The sequence below is a fragment of the Streptomyces sp. SPB074 genome, assembly GCF_000154905.1.
Lineage (GTDB): Bacteria > Actinomycetota > Actinomycetes > Streptomycetales > Streptomycetaceae > Streptomyces.
This window is the reverse complement of the sequence record NZ_GG770539.1, coordinates 236,717-242,974: the sequence shown is the minus strand read 5'-3', so window position 1 is coordinate 242,974 and position 6,258 is coordinate 236,717. Positions and strand designations below refer to the sequence as shown.

The following is a 6,258-nucleotide window of genomic DNA, read 5'->3' as shown; positions in this document are numbered from 1 at the left end:
GTGCAGACCCAGGGCTTACTCACGATCGGCGCGATGGCCCCGGGCACGCGGCGCGCCCGAAAAAAAAAACAGGCGCCGTTCGACACCGCCACACAGGGGCTTCCATCCCGGCGAGGCGGCGGCCTGCGTGGTCCTGGAGACGGCCGCCTCCGCCCGGCTGCGCGGCGCGCCCGTCCTGGCCGGTTTCGCCGGCGGCGCCGTCGTCCTGGACGGCAACCACCTGGCCGATCCCTCGCAGGACGGAGAGGTACGGGCGATGACCGGGGCCCTCGCGCAGGCGGGCGTGGGCCCCGCCGACATCGGCTGGGTCAGCGCGCACGGCACCGGTTCGCCGCTCGGCGACCGGACCGAGGCCGCCGCCCTGCGCACGGTCTTCGGGGACGGCGAAGGCCCCTGGATCAACGCGACCAAGACCCTCACCGGGCACTGCCTCAGCGCCGCCGGTGTGGTCGAGGCGGTGGCCGCCGTCCTGCAACTGCGGGACGGCTTCGTGCACCCCGACCCGGGCCTGCGCGCACCCGTCGATCCGGTCCTGCGCCTCGTGCGCGAGGAACCGCGGCGGCCGAAACACGGCTTCGTGCTGTCGAACGGCTTCGGGTTCGGCGGCTTCAACACGGCGGTCGTCCTGTCCCACCCGGACGCCTGAGGCCGCCCGCCCCTGCGCCCAGGCCGCCCGCCCCGGCGTGCGCGGGCGCGGGGGACGGCGGCGCCGGGTCCGGCGGGCGCCCGAAGCGGGCCGTCCGGGTCCGGCCGATGCTCAGAAGTGAACAGAACCGGGGTGCCGCAGGGCGTTAGGGTCCCCACCCGTGCCGGGAGCGGCCCCAGCGAGGCAGCGAGGGAAGGGTTTCCAATGACGGACACGACCGACACCGCCGGATCGTCCGGGGACCCGGGGGCGGGACCGCCCGCGTTCCCCCAGGAGAAGGCGGCGGGCTGCCCCTTCGACCCGCCGCCCGGATACCGCGCGCTCCAGGCCGAGGACCCGTTCGCGCCGGTCACCCTGCCCAGCGGGCAGCGGGCGCGCCTCGTGACCCGGCACGGGGACGTACGCGCCGTGCTGGACGACCCGCGGTTCAGCGCCGACAGCTCGCACCCGGACTTCCCCCGGATGTTCCCCCGCCCCGTGCCGCAGGTCCTCAAGGGCACGTTCCCGCGTCTCGACGGCGCCGAGCACCTGCGCTACCGCCGGATGCTCGCCCGGGACTTCACCGGGCGCAGGGCCGAGGAACTGCGCTCCCGGATCGGGCAGATCGTGGACGGCCGCCTCGACGCGATGGAGGAGCGCGGCGGCCCGCTCGACCTCATGGAGACCCTCGCCTACCCCGTCCCCTCCACCGTGGTGTGCGAACTGCTCGGGGTACCCGCCGAGGACAGCGCGCTGTTCGAGTCCCGCACCCAGGTCCTCATCAACGGCCGCAGCGGTCCCGAGGAGACGATGCGGGCCAAGGACGACATCCTCCGCCACCTCGAAGGGGTGGTCGCGGTCAAGGAGAAGGCGCCCGGTGACGACCTGATCAGCCGGCTCCTCGTCGAACAGGTCGCCCCCGGCCTGCTGGACCGGGCCGAGGTCGCCGTCATCGCCTGGCTGCTGCTCGCCGCCGGCCATCACACGACCGCCACCATGATCGGCACCGGCACGATGCTGCTGCTGGAGAACCCGGACCAGCTGGCGGCCCTGCGCGCCGATCCGGCCCTGTTCCCGGGCGCGGTGGACGAACTGCTGCGCCACCAGACGGCCATGCAGATCGGCATGAACCGGATCGCCGTCGCCGACGTCACCCTCGGGGAGCGCACCATCCACGCGGGGGAGGGCGTCGTGTGCCAGCTCGCGACGGCCAACAGGGACGCCGAGGTCTTCCCCGACCCCGACCGCTTCGACGTCACCCGTTCCGCGCGCGGCCAGCTCGCCTTCGGCCACGGCCCCCACCAGTGCCCCGGGCAGTCCCTCGCCCGGGTCGAACTCCAGGTCACCCTGGAGCGGTTGTTCACCCGCTTCCCCGGCCTGCGTCTCGCCGTCCCCGCGGACGACGTGCCCTTCTGGCACCACCTCTTCGGTATCCACGGCGTCAAGGAACTGCCCGTCACCTGGTGAGAGCGGGCCGCGCGGGGGAGGGCGGCCCGGCGCACCCCCGGCCCGAGCGGAGGAGGAGGACTCGTTGTCGGAGGCACAGCAGGAGCTGCTCCACCTGTTCGACGGGCTGCGCGCGGCCTCGCTCGCCGCGCGGCGCAGCGAGAAGTGGCGGCGTCATCCGCCGGACGTGCTCCCGGCGTTCATCGCCGAGATGGACTTCCCCGTCGCCGCGCCGGTGCTCGACGCCATCCGCGCGCACCTCACCGCGGGCGGCGACCTCGGCTACGCCTACGCCTACACGGCGGAGGCCCCCGTGCAACGGGCGTTCGCGGCCTGGACACGGGCGAGCTGGGGCTGGGCGGTGGAGCCGCGCAAGGTGGTGCTGTTCCCGGACACCATGCGCGTGATGGAGGTGGCGCTGGAGCAGTTCACCGCGGTCGGCGACGGGGTCGTGGTGGATGTTCCCGCCTATCCGCCCTACTTCGAGGCCATCGCGGCGGCGGGGCGGCAGGTCGTGCCCCGGCCGATGCGCCTGCGCGGGGGCCGCTGGCGGCTCGACCTGGAGGGGCTGGCCCGCGCCTTCCGGGCCGGGGCCGCCGCGTACTTCCTGTGCAATCCGCACAATCCCACAGGCCGGGTGCTGACCGCCGACGAGCTGCGCGAAGTGCTCGCGCTCGCCGCCGAGTTCGGGGTCGCGGTGATCTCCGACGAGGTGCACGCCCCGCTCACCCACCCGGGACACCGCCACGTCCCGCTCGCCTCACTGCCCGAGGCGGCACGGGTGACGACGGTCACGGCCGCCTCCGCCAGCAAGGGCTGGAACCTGTCCGGCCTGAAATGCGCGATGGCCGTGGCGGGGCGGCCACGTGACCACGACCGGCTCATGGAGATGCGCCCGAGACAGCGGGACGGCGTCGGCATCCTCGGCGTGAGCGCGAGCGAAGCCGCCTTCACCCGGGGCGACCCGTGGCTGAGCACCGTGCGCCACTACCTGCACGGCAGCCGGCGGATGCTCGTGGAACTCTTCGAGCCCTTCGGCCCCGACGTGGAACTGGTGCCGCCCGAGGCGAGCTACCTCGCCTGGCTCGACGCCCGGCGGCTGGCCGACCGGCTGGGCAGCGACGATCTCGCCGGGTTCTTCCTCGGCCACGGCAAGGTTGCCCTCAGCGACGGCCGGGAATACGGGAGCGAGGGTTTCATCCGGCTCAACTTCGGCACGTCGCAGCGTTTGCTGGAGGAAATGGTGCGACGCATGGAGAAGGCGGTACGGGAGGAGTTCCCGGAAGGAGGAGGCGCCGGTGGGGCGCCGCCCGGAAACGCTCCGGGTTATCCCGCCCCGGTGTCCGCCTCCTACAGACCGGCGGACAAGGAGGAGTTCTCCAGGTAATCGGTCAGCTCGGTGATGTGGATGCACAGGTGGGCGTCCTCCGTACGGTGCACCACACCGGCCAGGGAGAACCTTTTCAGGAAGTAGCCGACCCGGGAACGCGTCGTGCCCACCATTTCCGCCAGCTCTTCCTGTGTTATCCGGTCGCGTATCAGCGCGGTGTGCTCCCTGCGTTTGCCGACCTTTTTCCCGAGGTTCACCAGCAGTGCGGCCAGCCGGTGCTCGCTGTCCATCGTCACGAGGTTGGCGATCATCTGCTGCTGTTCCAGCAGCCGGTTCGCCATATGGCTGATCAGGGCCTCGTGGAGCAGCGGATCGCAGTCCTTCATGATCTGCCCGACGCGGACCTGGACGAGGGTGGTGACCTGCATGGCCTGCGCGGTCTCGGTGTGGTTGGCGGCGAGGAGGCTGCATTCGCCGAAGACGTCGCCCGGGCCGTGTATCGACAACAGGCACTGTTTTCCGTCGCGGGTGTGCGTGAGTGTTTTGACCTGGCCGCTCTCGATGAGATAGATGTGCGCGTCGGGCTGGCCCAGATTGTAGACGTGTTCTCGTCGGCCGACATGAAACCGTGTCCCGCGGATGGTGCCTCTCCGGGCTGCTTCCTGAAGTGCTCCGGCCAGGCGCTGTTCGGCGTTACAGAGAGGTTCCATTCGTTGCCCTGCCTTCAACTGTTAAAGCTGACGGGGAGAAACTGAGCTCTAGATCGACTTCCTGCGCCGAATCTAAGACATCGTCCCTCGGCCGGGATAGTTCGTGGGGCGGGTCTGCTGTAGTTGACCGTAATCGGGCGGGGCGATATGTGCCGTACCTCCTTTCGCGCACGGAGAGTTGTTCTTCGCCCAAAGGGTGTCGAAGGTGAATCGCCGACAAAGCCGCTGGTAATGGGCGACCACCGGGATGGAGCGGGCCGCGGGACCGGGAGCGCATCTGTCGCCGTGTATCGACTCGACGGCCGCGCGCAAGCGCGACTTCCCGCCATTGTGCGGAGGGCGGGCGGGCTTGACGGCGACGATCGGCGTCAGGGCTCCCGCGCTCCCCTCCCGTCCGCCGACGGCCCCCCGGCCAGCGGTGACCCCGGCGCCCGTCGAGTACTTCGCCGCCCCGGGGCTCGCGTTCCGGTGTTTTCCGAACAACCAGGTTTCAGCCGCGCGGCGGGGGTACTCGGCGGCGCAACGTGATGGATGAGGGCCGTCCGGGGCGGGGCCGACCGCTCTCCCGCCCGCGGCCCCGGCGATCGTGCGAGGGTGGAGGGACAGGAACCCCGGCACCGGCCGGTCGCCCGCGGCACGGCGGCGTCCGGCGGGAGGGAGGGCCACCATGGCCGACCGCGTGCCCTTCGACGTGCAGTCGCTCCTCCTGGAGACCGACACACTCGACAGCTTCCTCGCCGAAGTCGCCGCGGAGGCCCGGCGCCGCACCCCCGGCGCGGACGGCTGCGGCATCACCCTGGAACGGAAGGCGCGCCCCTTCACCGTCGCGAGCGCGGGCCTCAGCGCCCCGCCCCTGGACGACAAGCAGTACGACCTCGACGAGGGGCCGTGCCTGGAGGCCCTGCGCCGCGACAAAGAGGTGCGCGTCACCGACATGCGCGCCGAACGCCGCTGGGGCGCCTACCCGGCCTTCGCCGCCGGGCGCGGCACTCTTTCGTCGCTCTCGCTGCCCCTGCGCGAGCGCGAGGGCATGGCGGGGGCGCTCAACCTGTACGCGCCCGCCCCCGACGCGTTCTCGGCCGAGGACGTCGCCGGGCTGCGGCTCCTTGCCGCGCAGGCCGCGGGCGCGCTCGTCTTCGCGGTGCGTCTCTCCGACGCCCAGCAGTTCGCCGCCGGATCTCCAGGCCGCCCTGCGTTCACGCACCGTGATCGACCAGGCCATGGGAGTCATCATGGGGCAGCAGCGGTGCACCTCCGAGGAGGCGTTCGCCTACCTCCGCACGGCCTCGCAGAACCGGAACGTCAAGCTGCGGGACCTGTGCGCCCGCCTCGTGGAGAGCGTCTCGGGAACCGCCCCGCAGGAGGGCGCCTGGTCCTCCCGCGACTGACGTCCGGCCCCGAGCCGGAGGGGCCGGCGAGCGACCGCGGGACCCGGGCGCGCGAGGGGCGCCCGATACTCTAGGGTGTTCCACGGGTCCAGCAGCGTGGCCTGTCGCTTCACGCTGCTCAGGAGATGTATCCGTGGCCCCCAGCCCCTTCACGCTGTCCCGCACCGCCCGGTCGTGGCCCTCCGCCGAGGTGACGACGGTGCGTGTCACCGGACAGATGGACGAGGAGGCGTGGCCCGCGTTCGCCCGCTGCCTGGAAGAGGCGGGGGCCGTCTCGGCGGGTCCCCGCATCGCGGTCGAACTCGGCCCCGACGCCCAGCTCTCGGACGCTGTCGCCCGGCGGCTGCTCCGCCTCGTCGCCGACGCGGGCCGGTCCCCGGGGACCGGCCCCGCCCTGCCCCTCGTGCTCACCGGCGCCCCGAGCGCGCCCGGAGAGGCGGAGGCGGCGCCGGCGGGCCCCGGCACGGCCGCGGAGCTGCGCGACCTGCGCGCCAACCTCCGTACCCGCCCGCTCATCGCCCAGACGCAGGGCGTCCTCCAGGAACGGTACGGACTGCCCGACGCCGACACCGCCTTCGACCTGCTGCGCGCCGGCTCGCAACGGCACAACGTCAAACTCCGCACCCTCGCCTCCGTCTTCCTGAGCGCGCCCCGCCCCGCCGAGCACAGCCCGCAGTGGTTCCCCGGCCGCACCAGGGCCCCCGCGCCGCCGCTCGCCTTCGCGCCGTGGCTGCGCCGCAGCCACGTGCCGCGCAGCGC

5 protein-coding genes and 1 pseudogene are annotated in these 6,258 nt (G+C 72.7%); 5 read left to right on the top strand and 1 reads right to left on the bottom strand.

The genetic code is table 11. The annotated features are described in order from the left end of the window. The first annotated feature begins 127 nt into the window (after positions 1–127). The 3 genes from SSBG_RS01075 (at position 128) to SSBG_RS01065 (ending at position 3,458) form a co-directional block, all read left to right on the top strand. On the top strand, positions 128–646 hold the full coding sequence (locus SSBG_RS01075) for a hypothetical protein (protein ID WP_050776684.1): 519 nt from the start codon (positions 128–130) through the stop codon (positions 644–646). A 204-nt stretch (positions 647–850) separates the two neighbouring features. Then, the gene (locus SSBG_RS01070) at positions 851–2,092 is read left to right on the top strand and encodes a cytochrome P450 (RefSeq protein WP_008744390.1); all 1,242 of its coding nucleotides are present in this window, start codon (positions 851–853) and stop codon (positions 2,090–2,092) included. A 64-nt stretch (positions 2,093–2,156) separates the two neighbouring features. After that, on the top strand, positions 2,157–3,458 hold the full coding sequence (locus tag SSBG_RS01065; protein WP_050776683.1) for a MalY/PatB family protein: 1,302 nt from the start codon (positions 2,157–2,159) through the stop codon (positions 3,456–3,458). On the opposite strand, the gene SSBG_RS01060 is transcribed toward SSBG_RS01065, so the two are convergent. Continuing rightward, positions 3,422–4,111: a Crp/Fnr family transcriptional regulator gene (locus SSBG_RS01060; RefSeq protein WP_008744388.1), complete on the bottom strand. Its 690-nt coding sequence runs from the start codon at positions 4,109–4,111 to the stop codon at positions 3,422–3,424. The genes SSBG_RS01065 and SSBG_RS01060 overlap by 37 nt on opposite strands. Before the next feature lie 667 nt (positions 4,112–4,778). Here SSBG_RS01060 and SSBG_RS01055 point away from each other — a divergent pair. After that, positions 4,779–5,499, top strand: a pseudogene (locus SSBG_RS01055) (GAF and ANTAR domain-containing protein). 133 nt (positions 5,500–5,632) lie between these two features. Next, the coding region (locus tag SSBG_RS01050; protein WP_037870928.1) for an ANTAR domain-containing protein at positions 5,633–6,258 on the top strand (626 nt) is incomplete at its 3' end.